This window comes from Micromonospora sp. NRRL B-16802 (genome assembly GCF_001279555.1).
In the GTDB taxonomy this organism is placed as follows: domain Bacteria; phylum Actinomycetota; class Actinomycetes; order Mycobacteriales; family Micromonosporaceae; genus Micromonospora; species Micromonospora profundi.
The window spans coordinates 1-323 of sequence record NZ_LGEB01000016.1; the positions used below are offsets into that span (position 1 = coordinate 1).

1 pseudogene is annotated in these 323 nt (G+C 72.1%); it reads left to right on the forward strand.

Annotated features, from left to right (window positions below):
* Positions 1-200: 200 nt before the first annotated feature.
* Positions 201-323 (forward strand): annotated as a pseudogene (locus tag ADK66_RS31275) (aldehyde dehydrogenase family protein); the annotation flags it as partial.

The following is a 323-nucleotide window of genomic DNA, read 5'->3' on the forward strand; positions in this document are numbered from 1 at the left end:
GTACCTGTCCGCGCCCCTCATCCGGTCCATCCTCGCTTGGCACCTGACCCCCGTCGCCGTCCCGGTCCCCGGGCCCGCCAACGGGCACCGCGGCCGTGTTACCGGCGGCCTTTTCCCGGGCCAAGGCGATCGAGCCGAGCCCGCGGTTGGTGCCGTTGGGGCCCTCGCTCCCTTCCTCGTACGCGGATACGAGGGGCTGGCCGACGGCCGGCCTGTACCGGGTGTCCTCGTACGAGGAGGCCATCGAGGTCGCCAACGGCACCAGCTTCGGGCTCGTCTCGAACGCCTGGACCCGGGACAAGGCCGAGCAGGAACGCTTCGCC